Source organism: Flavobacterium ginsenosidimutans (genome assembly GCF_003254625.1).
Classification (GTDB): Bacteria; Bacteroidota; Bacteroidia; order Flavobacteriales; family Flavobacteriaceae; genus Flavobacterium; species Flavobacterium ginsenosidimutans.
Genome location: NZ_QJRJ01000080.1, coordinates 273,145 through 291,110, shown reverse-complemented (window position 1 = coordinate 291,110; position 17,966 = coordinate 273,145). Strand labels below are relative to the sequence as shown.

The following is a 17,966-nucleotide window of genomic DNA, read 5'->3' as shown; positions in this document are numbered from 1 at the left end:
AATAATTAATTTTTAAATGTTATTGTAAATGTAGTTCCTTTGTTGACTTCGCTGTCGATAGAAATTGTTCCTCCCATTGTTTCTACCTGCGATTTTACAAGATACAAGCCTAATCCTTTACTGTCTGGGTAATTGTGGAATCTTTGATAAAGTCCAAACACTTTGTCGCGATTTCTTTCAAGATCAATTCCAATTCCGTTGTCTTTAAAGGTTAAGATTGTTCTGTTTTCTATTTGTTCTGCAGTTATAGATATTTTAAGTTTTCTATTCTCAGATTTGTATTTTATGGAATTGGTGAGCAAATTTAGTAAAATGCTTTCGATGTAAGCTTTATTTGTGATAAGCTCAGGAACTTTGTCAAATTTAAGTTTGATAATAGGTTTGTGCAGTTCTATTTGAAATGATAACTGGCTAAATACATTTTCAAAAACTTCTTTTAAAGATACTTCTTCTTTTTGCATTGAAGGATTATCTTTAATGATGATAACTTTTACCAAGTCATTAATGGTTTCGTTTAGTAAATGGGTTGATTTGGTGAAACCAGCCAAAATCTCTTGAAGTTCTTCGTTTTCTATTGGAGTGTCTTCTATTAAATTTAAGAGGCCAATTAAATTAGAAAGCGGTGCTCTAAGATTGTGTGAAGTGATGTATGAGAATTGTTTTAGATCCTTATTGTTTTGAGTTAATTCTCGAATTAGATGTTCTTTTTCTGTTTCGAGTTTTTTCTCGTCCGTAATGTCTCTTTGTATTGAAATCCAATGCGAAATTACTCCTTCGTTGTTAAAAATAGGAATCATGGAAAAACGTACCCAATATTCTTGCTTACTTTTGGTGTAAGTAATTGTTTCAATAAGGCATTCTTCCTCATTTTTTATGGCTCGCAATAATTTTTTTAATTCATCCGAATCGGAGTTTGGGCCTTTAAAAATATTAGCAGATTTTCCGATTATTTCGTTTGACTGATATCCAGACATCTGAGAAAATGCTGGGTTAACATAAACTATTTTAGGAATTTTTCCTTCTGGCGAATTGGCTTCAGTGATTAAAATAGAGTCTTTAGATTGGGTAATTACAGTTTCTAAAAGTTTTAATCGTTGTTCTTCTTCTTTTTGTTTTGTAATATCTTGAATGGCACCAATCATTCTGATGGCTCTTCCATTTTCATCTTTTAAGAGAAATCCTCGGTCCAAAACATATTTATATGTTCCGTCAGCACATCTAAAACGGTATTGATCTTGCCACTTTTCAGTTTTTTGTTCAATGAAAGAGTAGAGTTTTATTGACATTCGGATACTATCTTCCGGGTGAATTTTGTCAAACCACCATTTAGAAGTTTTACCCACTTCTTCAGGATCGTAACCAAAAACACCTTCAATTCCTTTATTCCAATTAATACTATCCTCTTGAATTTTCCAATCCCAAATAGTATCGCTAGTCGCTTTCGCTACAATGTCATATTTCTCATTGGATTCTTTTATTTCTTCGTTGGTTTTGTTTAACTTTTCAAAAATTGTTATGCTCCTTTTTTCGTTTTTTGCAAGTATAAATCTGAAGATCAGTCCTGTAATTAATATGAATACAATGTCTTTTAAAAGAGAGAGATATAGATATTCTGAGGAAGAAAAGCAGGCGATGAGTAATTTATGACATATGACCGCCATAATTATCGAGATGATTGTATAAATAAGAGTAATTTGGAGAGTTTTACTTTTCATCACTTCAAATATAGTTAATTTAACAATAAGTAAACGTATGTTAATATTATTTTGAGGCCTATATTTTAACGTTTTCTATTAACTAATTGATTGGATATACGCAAACTATGATAGAAACGTTTTTTTTTAGAAAATAAAGTGTACCTTTGCGCCCATTAAAAATCACAGATGGAATCTATTAGAAACATTGCAATTATTGCCCACGTCGATCACGGTAAAACAACTTTGGTTGATAAAATTATGTATCACTGTCAGTTATTTCGTGAAAACGAAAACACAGGTGATTTAATCTTAGATAATAATGATTTAGAGCGTGAGAGAGGTATTACAATTACTTCTAAAAACGTATCTGTTCAATATAAAGGAACAAAAATCAATATTATCGATACTCCAGGTCACGCCGATTTTGGAGGTGAAGTAGAACGTGTATTGAACATGGCCGATGGTGTATGTTTGCTAGTTGATGCTTTCGAAGGACCAATGCCTCAAACTCGTTTCGTTTTGCAAAAAGCGATTGATTTAGGATTGAAACCTTGCGTAGTTATCAATAAAGTAGATAAAGAAAACTGTACTCCAGAAGAAGTTCACGAGAAAGTTTTCGATCTAATGTTCGAATTAGGAGCTACTGAAGAACAATTAGATTTCCCAGCTGTTTACGGTTCTGCTAAAAACAACTGGATGTCTGATGATTGGAAAAACCAAACAGAAAACATTGAACCATTATTAGATATGGTTATTGCTAATGTTCCAGCTCCGAAAGTTTCAGAAGGTACTCCACAAATGTTGATTACTTCTTTAGATTTCTCTTCATTCACAGGTCGTATCGCTATTGGTCGTCTTGAAAGAGGTGTTTTAAAAGAAGGTATGCCAATTTCTTTAGTAAAAAGAGATGGTAAAATCATCAAATCAAGAATTAAAGAATTACACACTTTCGAAGGTTTAGGCCGTAGAAAAGTTGAGCAAGTTGTTGCTGGTGATATTTGTGCTGTAGTTGGTATTGAAGGTTTTGAAATTGGTGATACTATTGCAGATTTCGAAAATCCAGAAGCTTTACAAACTATTGCTATTGATGAGCCAACAATGAGTATGTTGTTTACAATTAACGATTCTCCTTTCTTTGGTAAAGAAGGTAAATTTGTTACTTCTAGACATATTCGTGAAAGATTAACAAAAGAGTTAGAGAAAAACTTAGCGATGAAAGTTGGAGAAACTGATTCAGCTGATAAATTCATGGTATTTGGTCGTGGTGTATTACACTTGTCAGTTCTTATTGAAACAATGAGAAGAGAAGGGTATGAGCTTCAAATTGGTCAGCCACAAGTTATCATCAAAGAAGTTGATGGTGTGAAATGTGAGCCAATTGAGGAATTAACTATCGATTTACCAGAAAATCTTTCAGGTAGAGCAGTTGAATTCGTTACTATCCGTAAAGGAGAAATGCTTTCTATGGAAGGTAAAGGAGAGCGTATGATCATTAAATTCAACATTCCATCTCGTGGAATCATCGGTTTAAGAAATCAATTACTTACTGCTACTGCTGGTGAGGCTATTATGGCACACCGTTTCATTGGGTATGAGCCATACAAAGGAGAAATTCCTGGACGTAACAACGGTTCATTAATCTCTATGGAAAACGGAAAAGCAATTCCTTACTCTATCGATAAATTACAAGATCGTGGTAAATTCTTCGTTGATCCTAACGAAGATATCTATGAAGGTCAAGTTATTGGAGAAAACACTCGTAGCGACGATATGACTGTTAACGTTACTAAAACGAAAAAACTTTCTAACGTACGTTCTTCTGGAGCTGATGATAAAGCTAGAATTATTCCTGCTATCAAATTCTCATTAGAGGAAGCTTTAGAGTACATCCAAAAAGATGAGTATGTTGAAGTTACTCCAAAATCTTTACGTTTAAGAAAAATTTACTTAAGCGAAACAGATAGAAAAAGATATAAAATCTAATTTCATTTTAATAAAAAAAAATCCCAAATTCCAGTTAAGGAGTTTGGGATTCTTTTTTTATTAAAATGAAATTATTTTCAGAGATTGGAATTTCAGAGATTGCAATTTGAAAATTGTTTTTTTTTGAAGTTTATCTTTTCAAACTAAAATGACCTTTTACATTTTTTCCGTTAACAAATAAAAGAGTAAACCAATAATCGTCTGATGGCATTTCCTGTCCGTTGAAAATTCCATTCCAGCCAGTACTATTTTGAGTCATTTGTTTCAAGAGTTTTCCATAACGGTCAAAAATTGAAATAGTGTAATCTGGCATTTGATCAATGTTTTTTATTGCCCACAAATCGTTGTAACCGTCACCATTAGGAGTAAAAAAACGAGGGTAATCTAAAACATATATTAATAAAGAATTTGATAAACCACATCCGTTTTTATCTCTTGCTATTGCATTGTAAGCTCCTGGCGTTACTTGAGTAAAAGTTGGATCGTCTTGAAAAATAGTTCCATCAAGAGAAAATTCGTAATCTCCGACACCAGTATATTGAATTTTCACAGTATTATCATTTCCAGAAAAATCTTTTACCTCTGCAGTAATTAAAGCAGGTTCTGATAAAATTACCTTGAAATTTTTTGTTTTCTGACAATCATTAGCATTGGTGACTATAACAGAATAATCGCCAGCTGTATTGATTAATGTTGAGTTTGTCGTAGCTCCATTTGACCAATTGTAACTTTTAAAACCAGTGGCTACTGATAATGTTAACTGGTCACCTTTGCATAAATATAGTGTTTCATCTTCAAAATTTGGAGGATCGAAAGTATGAACCACCAATTCTACAGGTGTTATATCATAGCAATCAGATCCATTTACTGCACGAGCATAAATAGTCTGACTATTCGGAATCGTGTTTCTGAATATATTTGGCAACGGATTTGTCTCCCTTAACGCATCATTTGCTGTCAAAAAGTAATTTATTACTAATCCAGAAGGAAGACCTGTCATGATTTGAGGAGTTACTTCTGCTTGTAAATCAAATTGATATAAACCATCCAACGTTTGGTCATAATCGCATGTTTCAATTGGCGACTGATCGGGAATAACAGAAGTCGAAACATTTAAAGCAATTTCGGGCGTTGTGAAACAGCCATAAATGTTTTCAATTCTTGCAAAAACAGTTTGATTAGGAATTCTGTTAGTGTAGCTCTCTGGGTTTAAAATAGGGCTTGTTTTTGCTCGCGCATTTGCTAATGTCTCATAATAACCCTGATTAATAATTTCAGAATTATTATTTTTTATAATATTAGCGACTTTAGTCAAATCAAAAATTGTAATTCCGTCAGTATCATCATCACATTGCAATAATGAAGTATTTCTTGTTATGATTTCTGGTGCAAATTCAACTTTAATATCTCCTATTGAAGCACAAGTTGTTCCATTTAAAGTCGCTTCAACTTTGTATGCCCCGGGAGTGATTACGGTATAAGTAGAAGTTCTCGCGCCAGATAATTGTACATAAGTATTGGTTGGAACATCTTTAATGAACCATTTAAAAGTATAATCAGCAGTGCTTAGTTTTGTGTCTAAAACAAAATTTTCGCCATAACAAACAGGATTGTTATTGCTGATTGTTCTATCCTCACCAAAGTTTATTTTCGTTAAAAAACTTCCCGCTTCCAGAAAAATGGCAGATTCTAAATATTTGAAATCATCATCAGCAATTACTAGTTTAACATGATATTTTTTTCCGGCAACTACTGTAGTTTGGGCTGTCATTACTTCGGTTTGCCCTGCGTAATTTATTGGACTTGTATTATTGTTTAAACCATTAAAATAACTTTCATTTGAAGCTGGACAACCTGTATAAGAAATTCCGCCAGGCCTTGTCCCGGGTTTAATTTCTGGGCGAATATCTACAGAGGAAACTGGTGTAGTTGTATTGGGAATAATAGCTAAATTTTTATACGGTCCAGTTGATCCAACTTCTTTTATTAAAAAAGCAAATCCGTCTGAATATTGACAGGGATAATCGTATTGGTATTCATTGGAAGCAAAAATATAATTAAAGCTTAATGAATTTGCAGAAGCAATAAAGTCAAATTCTAATAATGTTGAGTTTATAGAATTAATTCCTAAAACCTGATCAAGATCACTATCGCCAAGCCATTGGTCACTATCATTGCTCGTAAGATTACTAACGAAAGGACCAATAGCAGTTTCAGCAGTCGATGTGGCTAACACAATTCCTTCTTCAAAAGGGAAATTGCTTCCGTTTCTATTGAAATAAGCGAAGCTTTGTTTTCCAGATCTAAAAGTATCACCTTTTCCAGTTGAATTTGAAGCCGATGCACAAGAACTATTTACTAAAACATTTTCTATAAGCTCTTGTGGAGTTCTTTGATCATCTATAGTTATAACTTGTGCATTCATCTTTAAAGATGAAAAACATACTAATAGAATAATTAAAAAACTGCTTATACGACTCATAGTAACAAATATACTATAAATCTCGATTTTTCAATAATTTGTAAGAAAAATAAACGAATAAAAAAGTCCAGATTAAAACGATTAAAATAGCAGAATAATCTACAGCGTAACTGCTATCTGTTTCGATTCCCATTTGCGTACCAATATTTTTAACAACAGATAATCTAGGACCTGGATTTACAATTAAATTTGACATTGATTCTAAAGGAAAAAACTGTGTGATTTTTTCATCAGTATCGCTGTTTGGGAAAATTTTAAATGCTAAAGTACCTCTAGCAATTCCTTCAAGTATACTCCAAACCAATAGAAAACCTAATGCAAAGGCGGAACGTTTTACAAGGATTCCTAAGAACAAACAGAAAGAGAAAAATCCAGTTAGTTTTACAAAGAAGGCTAAAAGAAAATCTAGGTCGCTAAAAACAATACTCAATTCTGTATAAGAAGAAAAAAAGTAACCCAAAATTAAGCTCATTATAAAAACAAAAACCGTTGATATAAAGGCAAATACAACTACAGTTAAGAATTTGGATAAAATAAATTCTTTCTTGCTTAAACCGTCAATTAAGTTTTGTTTTAAAGTACCGTAACTGTATTCGTTTGCCATCATAGAAACTATTACAATTGCTAAAAAGAATTTTAGCCAAGCGGCAACATAAGTATTAAAATGCCAGATAAAAGGAAAATTAAAGATTCCCATTTCTGCCAAATGAAATTTAAAAGGTCCAATATCAAATTTTATAGCAGCGATTAGCGCTATAAAAGAAAGTAATATGAAATAAGTTAAAGTTAAAATACGGCTGGCTTTGTTCATCCAGATTTTTTGCAATTCTATAGAAAGAAGTCTTTTCATGGTTTAGTTTTTTTGGGCGATAGCATTTTTGGTTAATTCTAAAAATTGAGCTTCTAAACTGTTTTTACGTTTTACTAAATGACTTAAAACAATGTTTTTAGAAAATAAAAACTGATTTAAATCTGAAGCTGATAAATCAGATTTTAGATAAACCAAAACTTTTTCGTCTTCTTCAGAAACTCTGTCAATAGCTGGATGTTCTTGCAAGATAGTTTTCAAAGCTAAATTGTCATTGGATTGTAATTCGAAGAAACCTTCGTTTGAAGACATTCCGTCAACAGGACCAGAATATAAAACTTCGCCTTTTCTTAAAACAATTACTTGAGAACAAACTTTTTCAACTTCATCTAATAAATGAGAAGCCAATAAAATTGTAGTTCCTTGAGAAGCGATTTTTTTAATAATATCTCGAATTTGATGAATTCCCTGCGGATCTAATCCATTTGTAGGCTCATCTAAAATTAAAATTTCAGGATCGTTTAAAAGTGCCGAAGCAATTGCCAAACGCTGTTTCATCCCTAGAGAAAAAGTACTGAATTTGCTATCTTTTCTTTCGCTCAAACCCACTAAATCTAGTTTTTCATTTACTTTAGAATAGTTGATGTTTTTAATTTTGCAAACCAATTGAAGGTTTTGCTCAGCGGTCATGTACGGATAAAAATTTGGTCTTTCTATAATAGCGCCAACTTTTTTTAAGGCTTCGTGTGTTTCAATATTGCCGTCAAACCAGCGATAATTACCAGACGATCTATTGACAACGTTTAATACAATTCCTAAAGTAGTCGATTTTCCGCTGCCGTTTGGGCCAAGAATGCCATAAACGCGACCTTTTTGTATTTGAAAAGATACATTTTTTAAAGCCTGAATTCGGCCGTATCTTTTACTTAAATTCTCGATGGTTAATATGGTTTCCAAATTTTTCTGGTTTTAGTTTTTAGTATGACGAGGCAAGTTGATTTTTGTTACTTTAAAGTCTAACTTTAAATCGTATTGATGTAAATTTGTAATAAAGATATTCAAAATGAGCGAGCCTTTAATGGTTTTAAAAAAACCTTCTTATCCTTTAACACAGCCACTTTTAAGTTATTTAGAAAGATACGAACGTATTTCTAAGGTTTCTGTGTTTTATGATGATTTGCTTCGTTTTTCGGGCTCAATCAATGTGTATGATAAAAATGATAACGATACGCTTTGGATTCGAGTATATTACGGTGAATTTGAACGCAATGAAATTGATTTAAATCTGAAAAAAATATACTCGCTTCTGCATTCTGATGGTAACAGTGAAATTATTCAGTTTCTGAATGTTGATGCAATTGATTATTGTACTTTCGGAAATTCGAAACCTTTTCGAGTGAAAGTGAGAAATATTCTCAACGATAATTACGTTCATTTTTACATTAAAAAAGCCGATGCTTCGCGTATTTACGGATTAGAATTGGAAGATATTCTTTCGCCAGATAAAATCAACTTTTTGGTTTATAAAGATACTTTGATCGAAGAACATATTATAGGAATTCCTGGTGATGTTTTTATGGATACACTGCTTGATAAATGCAGTGAAATGGAAAAAGCACAGATTGCAAAAGAGTTCGTAAAGTTTAACGAACGCTGTATGATTCGTCTTTTAGGAGATATGCGCGCTTATAATTATGTAATTGTCCCAATTCACGATTTTGATCAAGTAGTTTATAAAATTCGTCCAATCGATTTTGATCAGCAATGTTACGAAGGGAATTTTAAAGTCTATCGCCCACAGTTTTTCAAGGAAAATTTTCCAATGATTCAACTGATTAAAGAAAAATTGGAAGAACGTTCGATCATTCAATATAAAGATGAAGAAAGAGCAATTTTGGCAAAACGTATCCATTCTGCCGAAACCAGAATTAAAAAATTATTGAATATAATGTGCCACGATACCATTTCAACGCCAGAACATTTACTGCAATTAAAAATGGAATTGTACCGTTATACCAACGATATGAAATTCAAAAACGCAAAATCGATGGGACACGTTATGCACGCGGCATTTGAGTTCATTATCCGTAATTTTAAAAACACTAATTTAGTTTAGAATTATTGTCATTCATCACTCCTCAGAATGAAAAAAAAATAAAAAATAGTATCATGAAAAAATCTTTCCTAGTTATCTGTTCAATTGTTTTATTAGCTTGCCAGAAACAATCTGGTTCTGAATTAAAAGAACTTTATTCGCTTCCAAAAAAATTAAAAGAAGTTTCGGGAATTTCCTATTTTCCTGAAACGAATTTGCTTTACACTTTAGAAGATAGCGGAAATAAAAATGCTATTTACGCAATTGATTCTAAAGGAAAATTAGCTAAAACAATCACCATTTCAAATGCTGCAAATGTCGATTGGGAAGATATTACAAAAGATAAATCTGGAAATATCTACATTGGAGATTTCGGAAACAATGATAACGAAAGAAGAGATTTGTGTATTTATAAAGTCACAAAAAATCAATTCAATAATGATTTGGCTAAAGCCGAATATAAAATCTCATTTTCATATCCAGAACAAACAGAATTTCCTCCAAAGAAAAAAGAAATGTTTTATGATGTTGAAGGTTTCTTTGAGCAAAATGGTTATTTCTACCTTTTCACCAAAAACAGAAGCAAAGGTTTTGATGGAACTGCTTTTATTTATAAAATAAAAAATGCTGCAGGAACTCAGAAAGCAGTAAGAATTGGTGAATTTAAAACTTGTAACAATTACAACCATTGCGTGCTGACAAGCGCGACAATTAGTCCAGACGGAAAAAAAGTTGCCTTATTAAGTCATGATAAAGTTTTGTTGTTTAAAGATTTTAAAGGAGATTTATTTCATAAAGGAAAACAAACAGAATTAAATCTAAATCACTTTTCTCAAAAAGAAGCCATAGTTTTTAAAGACAACAATACGCTATTAATCGCCGACGAAAAAACAAATAAAATAGGAGGAAAGGTTTATGAATTTAGACTCTAAGTCGCTAAGATTCTGAGTTGCTAAGCTACTAAGTTAAAAAATAGCCACGAATTGACGAATTTTAATTAAAAATAATTCGTGAATTAGTGGCTATTTTTTATCTCAAAGCTAAAAACTTAGAACCTTAGTATCTCAGTATCTTAGCATCTTTTTTAAAAACTATATGCAGCTCCAAAAATCAGCCTTCCAACTTCATCAGGAGATTTGAAATAAGAAATTCTAGCCGTAATAACATTTATGGCATTCAGCCAAAGTCCGCCGCCGTAATCTTGATGCCATTTTCTAGAATCTTCGCCATCAAGCCAAACCCTTCCGTAGTCGAAACCACCTAAAATTCCGTATGTAAAAGGTACAATCGTTTTGCGGATTTTTCCAATACTTAAACGCAAATCAGAGCTTTGAGAAAAGTATGAATTTCCTAAGAAACGCTCATTTCTAAAACCTCGTAAATCGGTATCGCCACCAAGAGAAGCACCTTGATAAAATTCGTAGTTATTATTTAAAATCGCTTTTCCTTTAACATAAGTTGCTAAAATCAATTTACCATTATGATCGATTTTATGTGTAAAACCTAAAGCACTTTCCAAAGTTGGGAAGTTCTGTTTTGTCTGATCAAGATTTGTCGTCCAAGTTCCAGCAATCATAAAGAACATTCCTAAAGTTGGTTTTGCTTGAAAATCTGAATTTTTGAAAGTATATTTAACTTTCAAACCGCCATAATTTTGGCTATCAAAAACAACTGGATTTACAATTCCAGGAATATTTATATATCTGTTTTCTGTTTCTTCAACTGTCATTCTCTGGAAAATTGGCTGAATGCTGAATTCACTTCCAAATCTTCCTACGTGACGAATAGCGGCCGAAGCATTAAATTTTCTGATACGAACACGATTATAATCCATTCCTAAATCTTCATCGTATTGCGATTCATTTCCGTATCCAAAATAGTTCATAGCAAAATTTGGAGTGGTATATAAAGATTCCACATCAATAACCCATTTCCCTAATAAACCTGGGAAATGCGCGACATAATTAAATTCTAAACCGCCTGTCGCAAAATAGTAGAATGCATTAAAAATATGTCTTTGTGTGTACGGATTCTGTTTGAAATTATTGACCGTATAATTTAAATTAACTCCCATTTTTACACCATCATCTGGATTATATCCAATCGTTGGAAGCCCTGCAATTACATTGTATTTTGGCCTTTCATAATTATATAAATTAACATCGTAATCGTCTGTTAACTGTGTTTGGGTTTTAGAATCTAAATTGTATGTGTTTTCTTTTGATTTAAAATCGTAAACAATAACTTTTCTTCCGTTTTCGATATTATATGTATCATTATTCTGGCCACCGATTAAACGAATTTTAATGCTAGATTTTTGATCTCCTTTTACTTCAAAAGTGTCATTATCATCTAATCCGTAAATCCAAAGATTTTTGGTTTTATCATCCGTTACGTTTTTGGTAAAAACCAATTCATCGCCTTCTTTTTTAACTCTGAAAACCTGAATTTCAATTCCTTTTTTTACATTATGATTTATAACAAACTTATCTTTTTTGTCTGTTCCAGCAATCATAACTGTTTTGTTTAAAACATCAGAATATCTGCGAGCATACTTTTGAAGATCTTTTTTTCTGCTTTTTAGTTTTGCTTTGATTTCATCAACTGTTTCATCCTGAACTTCTTTTGGCATGTTTTTGAAAGCCTCATCGATATCTGCATCGGTTAGATTTTCTTGAATGTATTTCGCCTGCTCAACCCAATCTTTTTCTTGAGCAGTTCTTAGAAATGCCAAATCCATTGGATAAGGTTCTCTTCCAAGCCATTTCACATTGATTCTGTCGCCTTTAAAAGTTCGCATATGGCGAAGTGGTGGCATATTCATGATAAGTGAAAGCAAAGCTCCATCATATTTAACAAAAGCCTGATCACGATCTCTAGGAATTGGTCTGTAAATTACTTTTCCATTTTCTTTATATTCAGCCCAGCGCCATTGATCGCTGTGTCTGTCCCAATCTCCTAAAAGAATATCAAACAAACGCGCTTTTATATATTCTTTTTCATCAACAACATACTTTTCATCTTTATGAAGATTTAGCATCATTTCATCAGTTCCAATAATATTGTCTGGTTTTCCGAAATTTTTCCCATCCAAATGATTGTCTGCAGGTCTCTCTTCAACCATGTACAATTGATCTCCAAAGCTTGCATTAAATTCGCCTAAACCATTTTGCTTTGGAACATAATATAAAATCGGATTGGTATGTCTTAGCCCAATTTTATCAGACATTCCGCCAATTGCAAAAGAAGAATAAGGGTGAGAAGTAGTGTAAAAATCAAATAAGAAATCTTCTGCGTATGTTTTTTCAAATTCATTTACTACATATTGATCTTTAAAAGCAACTGACTGTAAAAATACCGTTGCGCTTTTTTTCATGGCGCGCATGATATATTCACGTCCTTGAGGATCAGACATTCTTAAGGAAACAGATTGATGTCCGCCGCCTTCTCGAATTGGTTTTAAACCGCCCTTCAAAGTATCAACGGTTGCAGTTGTAGCTTCAATAGGAAGACTGTAATATTTTCTATAATGCTGACCAAATAAAAATCTGTGAAATGCTCCTTTTTGAGTCATTTTTGGAGAATAAATCGAAGTGGTCACTGTTGTAGGAAACTTATTCGGAATATCTGAAGCCCAGTTAATTTCTTTGGCTTTTATAATTTCGCGTTCAAAAAGCAGTTTTTCTTTATTGTTTTCATTTCCATAAAAAGAAACTTTTGCGTCGCCGCTTTTGAACATAGTTAATGTTGCATATCCATTTCCGCCATACGAAAAATCATAAGGATTTATTGCTCTCGCAGCTTCCGATTTTGATCCTGCACCGCTAATAATTTGCTGAATATTTTCTTTGCTGATAAATTGCAAGTTATGATCGTGTCCAGAGACTACAATTACATTTTTCTGCTTCTGTAAAAGCGTTTTAATTCTTTTTGTGTAAATCGTGTATTGTTTATTTTGTATATCTTGCGGACTAACTCCAGATGTTTTTCGCAATAAATTGATGAAAGACCCAATTATCGGAAGCGGAATTTTTTGCTCTAAAGGGAATAATTGTTTTTCTAATGAAAATTGTCCGCCATGAGTTCCGTTACTGAATAAAGGATGGTGAATTGCTAAAACAACTGTTTTTTCTTGGTTTTTATTTAAAAGACCTTCTAATTCTTCAAAGAAAGCTTCTCTTGTTTTGATTTCGCAATTGTCATTTATAGTCGGATGATCGTTCCAATCTTCCAGAAACCATTCACTATCAACAGCTATCAAAGTTGTGGTGCTGTCAATTTTTACATCTTCGATCGGGCAGGTTTTTCTTGGAAGAAAACTCTTTTTATCGTTTAAATATTTCGTCACAAAATCCGCTTGACGTTCCAGACCTTTAATGCCGCTGTACCAATCATGATTTCCAGGAATTACGATTGTTTTTCCTTTAAAATCTTTGGTTAATTTTAATTGATTTGTAAGTTTAGTTTCAGCCAAAGCCTTGTCTTCTGGATGTTTGTCACTCGGAAAACCTTTTGGATAAATATTATCACCCAAGAAAATAAGGGTCGATTTTTTACTTGCTTTTTTTAGCTTTTGATGCAAAAGTTCCAGAGTTTGCTGTGCTTGTTCTTCGTCAGCATTTCCAGCATCGCCAACAAGAAAAAATGTATGAGCAATTTTTATAGTATCTGTTGCGTTTTCTGTTTCGTTGGCACTAACATTTTTTCCGTACTGCGGTTTGCGCGTTGCACAGGAATAAACAATGAATAGTGACATTATTGCTAATGATGAGTTTTTAATCTTGGCAATAAAATGATTATCCAAAAACAATTTCATAATTTAGTGGTATAAAAATATTCTTTATGAATCTAATAGAACAATCCGAGGATTTTGTCGGTAATTTACTCAAAGATAAACTTTCTAATTTATATTCTTACCATAATTTTAATCATACTTTTACAGTGGTTAATGCGGTAAAAGAGCTTTGTAAAAAAGAAGATGTGGAAGGAGATGATAAAGAGGCACTTTTGGTCGCAGCTTGGTTTCACGACACTGGATATATTGAAGGTTATGAAAACCATGAAAAGAAAAGTACAAAAATTGCTGCTGACTTTTTGCGCGAAAAAGGAAAATCGGAAGAATTTATTGCACTGGTTTCAAGTTTAATTTTGGCGACAGTTAAAGAATATGAGCCTAGAACGCATTTAGAAAAAATTATAAGAGATGCAGATTACGCGCATTTAATGGGAGCGGAATATGCTACAACTTGCGAATTGCTGCGTCTTGAATTAAAAAATGCTGGCATAGTTAGTTTTTCAAATGCTGAATGGACTAGAGAAAATTTAAATTTCTTATTGAATAAGCACAGATTTTATACAGATTACGCCTTAAGAAAATGGCAACCTTTAAAGGAAAAAAATCTATTATTAATTCAGAAAAAAATCAATAAACAGGAATTGAAAGCCGCTGCCGCATTCGAAGAAGAAAATAAAAAAAAGGAAAAAGCTGAGAAAGCCGAAAAACCAGATCGCGGAATTGATACTTTATTTCGTGTTACGCTTGGAAATCATACTCGCTTAAGTGGCATTGCAGATAGTAAAGCCAATATTTTATTATCAGTAAATGCGATTATTATTTCGATTGCATTATCGTCTATTATTCCAAAATTAGACAGTCCAAAAAATGCACATTTAGTTGTTCCAACTTTTATTATGTTGATTTCGAGTGTGATCACGATTATTTTTGCGATTCTTTCTACTCGTCCAAAAGTAACTTCTGGATTTTTTACAAGAGATGATGTGGAAGCTAAAAAAGTGAATTTAATGTTTTTTGGAAATTTCTATAAAATGCCTCTTGAAGATTACGATTGGGCAATGAATGAAATGATGAAAGACAGAGATTATTTGTATTCCACCATGATTAAAGATTTGTATTATCTAGGATTGGTTTTACAGCGAAAATATAATTTACTCCGAATTGCATATAACTTTTTTATGGTCGGAATTATCATAACCGTAATCGCGTTTGTGATTGCTTTTAAATCAATCTAGATTTAGAGAACTTTGTCAAAGTTTTAAACTTTGACAAAGTTTTTTTTACAGAAATGTTTTTAAACACATAGAAATATAGTTTTTTATATTTCAGAAAAGAATAGAGAAAGAAGCTAGTTTCTCACACATAGATCAAAATGCTGAGAGCTTTGTCAAAGTTTGAAACTTTGACAAAGCTTTGCGCATAAATTAGTAGAAGTACAGCTATGTTTTTTCAAAAAAAATGAAATGCCTTTTATAGGTTTTCAAAATCTATGTTTCTATGTGTTTAAATAATTTAAAACTGCAAAAAAAAGCTCAACTATCTAGTTGAGCTCATCTAATAAATCCTGATAGGTTATTTTTTTAATTTTCGAGTTTGAAATGTTGTTAATTACTTTCACACGAATTGCTCTCAAGCCCGAAACTCCCTGAAGATCTTCAACTTCAAATTGCTCAATCGAAGGTTCAAGAATTTTCTTGTGCTGTAAGTATTTAATATATTTTAAATATTCTGCTTCTTCGCTGTTTTGAGAATACACAATTGTAATTTTCTCTTTTTCAGTAATTCTTTCGTTGCTTCCTTTAATGTTCGATTTATCGATTCGTTTTTTAACGACTTCATATCTTGCATTATAAGTTCCATCAACATCAAAACGTTTTTCATCCATTCTAAAACGAATAGAAAGCGGAGAACTGAAAACCAAAATTAAAGAAGTAACATCCAATTCATAAGGAAGCGATTCTTTAAGTTCGTGATGTTCCAATTCCATTTCACATAAAGTCTGCAATTGCCATAAACGGAGATTATGCAAATACATAATATCGAATGGTTTTGTTGGCGAAATCGAAGCTCCAATATACAAATTATGTTCAACACCATCCGTTTTGAAACGTTCGTAATAATGCGGATAAATCTGTTGAGCTTCAACTTGTTTTCTATCTAAAACCGTTGCTAATCTCTTATTGATAATCGACATTGCGTTGTCGAACTTCTTTCTTTCGTGATAAAACATTCCTGTTTTTTCATCCAGTTTTTCAAAATACAATTCTGCCAATTTCTCATCTTTAGCATTGCCTTTTGTATTTTTCAAAATCGGATGAATTTCTTCTTCAATATATCTTTGAATATGCTGTTCTGTATCTGCTTTTAAAGGAAAATCCAATTCGCTTCGAAGCGATTCCAATTCAAATTTTCTTTGTTCCAAAAGAACTAGATTCGAATTTGGTTTCTGATTATCGAAGATTTCCAAAAGTGCCGTCAACTGACTTTTCAAATCAATTTTCACGGTTTCATTTCGATGCTCAGAAGAACCTTTTATATCGATTTGACCATATAGCGGATATACATTTTTAAAGACAATTTCTTTAAAAATATAATCTTTAGTATGATTCATATTCTGAAAATAATTCTGCGATTCCCTTTTAAATTTCCAATAAACGCTTGGGTGAATTGTAGTATATTCTCGCTGAATAATCGCTTCAATCTGATGTTGCATATCCGTATTGTAACGATCAATTGTGTCAGTCAAATAAGGAAGAACCAAATCTAGTTTTGTAGCATTTACGCTGTTTAGATCTCTTGGATTTTGAGAAACCAATTCGACAACACCTAATAAATGTCCGCTTTTGATAACTGGAGCAAAAATACAGCTCTGTATTCCTTGTTTTAGTAAATGTTCGCCAAGTCTTTTATTTGTTGATTCTTCTGTGAATTTGCTAACATTAGAAATAACGAAAGGTTCTCTGTTGTCCAATAAATTTTCGAAAGAACATCCAAAAAAAGCATTTTTACAATCTACTTCCTGATCGGCAGAAAGTAAAAAGCTCTTCATCTGTTTATCATATTTTGCTGGTCTGATGAATTTCTCTTCTTCAGGATTGTAAATAATAAATCCGACTTTTAAATTCGGAAGATTAAAAATTGACTGAAAAATATTAGAAACTTCCTCATCTGTTTCAACTGTTTTTGGTCCAGGTTTCAACAAATTACTTTTCAAAATAGAAATAGCACTTTCTGTTGTGGCATCAAACAATGAAACAATTCCGAAACCTCTTAAAATCCAGCTTCCTTTAGGGAATTTAGATTTCCATAAATCAATATCATTGTAATTGTCAATCAATTGATCGATATCTTCTTGAGTTAATAGGACAGAGTTTTCAGTTGGAATAATTTCCATGAAATCAGCATTGTATAAAATTCTATAATGCTTTTCTACACCATTTTCATCTGGAATGTCATAGAAAAATGGCTGATTAAAATCAATACGTTGATTGTAATAATAGCTTAAAATCAAACAGCAGTTATTAATATAGAATTGATGTTCGCTAAAATCACGAATTTCCATGTAAAATTCGTCTCCCGCATTTTTGAGAATTTTCTTGAAACGCTCTGTATAGTTAAAGGAGATATTTTGAAATGGAATCGTTACCGCTTTTATTTCGTTGTGCGTCAATGCAGTTGGAAATAAATCGGCTAAAATATTTTTAATTAAAGCTTCATTGTCTTTAATGATTGAATAATCCTGGATTCCAGTCCTAAGTTCCGGAATTAAGTCAATTTGTTCTAAAATCGCTTTGGCGTAATTTGATCTATAATCAACGTCTGATAAAGCAATTTCTTCAAAAGATTCGATTAGCTTGTGAAATGAAATTATAGTGGTAAAAGGACTTTCTTTAAAAAATTGAATATCCATCTGAGTTATTTTTTAATACAAAATTAAGGATAAATTAAGAATGTACGACATTTTATAATCTCTTTCCTCTATAGTTAAATAGTTGTTTCCCTTATAATTAAAGGCTTTCGGGAAGTTTCTTTTTATTTTAACTAAAAATTAACATTGATAATAACGGAACGATCGTTCCGTTATTATATCTTTGTACCATAATAAT

The 17,966-nt window shown here is 32.1% G+C and carries 10 protein-coding genes; 4 read left to right on the top strand and 6 right to left on the bottom strand.

What is annotated here, in order from left to right; translation table 11 throughout:
- Nucleotides 1-5 precede the first annotated feature (5 nt).
- Nucleotides 6-1,715, bottom strand: a complete 1,710-nt coding sequence (locus DM444_RS17560; protein ID WP_111288998.1) for a PAS domain-containing sensor histidine kinase — start codon at nucleotides 1,713-1,715, stop codon at nucleotides 6-8.
- Between the two features lie 168 nt (nucleotides 1,716-1,883).
- Between DM444_RS17560 and typA the strand changes: the two genes are divergently transcribed.
- Nucleotides 1,884-3,680: a translational GTPase TypA gene (gene typA, locus DM444_RS17555; protein WP_111288996.1), complete on the top strand. Its 1,797-nt coding sequence runs from the start codon at nucleotides 1,884-1,886 to the stop codon at nucleotides 3,678-3,680.
- Nucleotides 3,681-3,810: 130 nt separating this feature from the next.
- Here typA and DM444_RS17550 read toward each other — a convergent pair whose 3' ends face one another.
- From DM444_RS17550 to DM444_RS17540, 3 genes are all read right to left on the bottom strand, one after another.
- The gene (locus tag DM444_RS17550) at nucleotides 3,811-6,105 is read right to left on the bottom strand and encodes a T9SS type B sorting domain-containing protein (protein ID WP_239455710.1); all 2,295 of its coding nucleotides are present in this window, start codon (nucleotides 6,103-6,105) and stop codon (nucleotides 3,811-3,813) included.
- A gap of 70 nt (nucleotides 6,106-6,175) precedes the next feature.
- Nucleotides 6,176-7,012, bottom strand: coding sequence for an ABC transporter permease (locus DM444_RS17545; protein ID WP_111288992.1), 837 nt, complete (start codon nucleotides 7,010-7,012; stop codon nucleotides 6,176-6,178).
- Nucleotides 7,013-7,015: 3 nt separating this feature from the next.
- A complete protein-coding gene (locus tag DM444_RS17540) occupies nucleotides 7,016-7,927 on the bottom strand; it encodes an ABC transporter ATP-binding protein (protein WP_111288990.1) in 912 nt (303 codons plus the stop codon).
- Between the two features lie 106 nt (nucleotides 7,928-8,033).
- Between DM444_RS17540 and DM444_RS17535 the strand changes: the two genes are divergently transcribed.
- On the top strand, nucleotides 8,034-9,086 hold the full coding sequence (locus DM444_RS17535; RefSeq protein WP_111288988.1) for a hypothetical protein: 1,053 nt from the start codon (nucleotides 8,034-8,036) through the stop codon (nucleotides 9,084-9,086).
- Between the two features lie 53 nt (nucleotides 9,087-9,139).
- Entirely contained in the window at nucleotides 9,140-9,997 is an 858-nt protein-coding gene (locus DM444_RS17530; protein ID WP_111289270.1) for an SdiA-regulated/phytase-like domain-containing protein, read from the top strand.
- 152 nt (nucleotides 9,998-10,149) lie between these two features.
- Here DM444_RS17530 and DM444_RS17525 read toward each other — a convergent pair whose 3' ends face one another.
- Complete coding sequence (locus tag DM444_RS17525; protein WP_111288986.1) at nucleotides 10,150-13,881, bottom strand: metallophosphoesterase; 3,732 nt, start codon at nucleotides 13,879-13,881, stop codon at nucleotides 10,150-10,152.
- A 26-nt stretch (nucleotides 13,882-13,907) separates the two neighbouring features.
- On the opposite strand from DM444_RS17525, the gene DM444_RS17520 reads away from it, so the two are divergent.
- Nucleotides 13,908-15,095 (top strand): Pycsar system effector family protein, encoded by a 1,188-nt coding sequence (locus DM444_RS17520; RefSeq protein ID WP_111288984.1) that lies wholly within the window; start codon nucleotides 13,908-13,910, stop codon nucleotides 15,093-15,095.
- A gap of 305 nt (nucleotides 15,096-15,400) precedes the next feature.
- Here the strand turns inward: DM444_RS17520 and DM444_RS17515 are convergent, their stop codons facing one another.
- On the bottom strand, nucleotides 15,401-17,770 hold the full coding sequence (locus tag DM444_RS17515) for a GAF domain-containing protein (protein WP_111288982.1): 2,370 nt from the start codon (nucleotides 17,768-17,770) through the stop codon (nucleotides 15,401-15,403).
- Nucleotides 17,771-17,966 lie beyond the last annotated feature (196 nt).